Annotated in this window: 1 protein-coding gene; it reads left to right on the forward strand. The window is 53.3% G+C overall.

The features are described from left to right. Positions 1–317: ATP phosphoribosyltransferase regulatory subunit (locus FLQ44_RS23300; RefSeq protein ID WP_206209157.1), on the forward strand; the 317-nt coding region annotated here is incomplete at both ends.

The raw sequence follows: 317 nt of genomic DNA on the forward strand, positions 1-317 counted from the left end.
TGATTTGGGAATCGCTTACGAACTAAATCCGCGTCTGGTGCGCGGTTTGGATTATTATACTCATCTGGCCTTTGAAATTGTCTCCGACGACTTAGGAGCGCAGGCGACTGTCTGTGGCGGCGGTCGCTATGATGGGCTAGTAGCAGAATTGGGCGGGCCAAGTACGCCTGCGGTGGGTTGGGCGATGGGTTTGGAGCGCTTGATTATCTTGCTACAACAGCTGCAACAGCCACCAGCAAAGGTGCTGGATTTCTATGTAGTTTCACGGGGGGAAGCAGCAGAGGGTCAAGCACTTAAACTGGCTACGCAACTGCGAA

This window comes from Vogesella mureinivorans, from assembly GCF_007644035.1.
GTDB lineage: Bacteria > Pseudomonadota > Gammaproteobacteria > Burkholderiales > Chromobacteriaceae > Vogesella > Vogesella mureinivorans.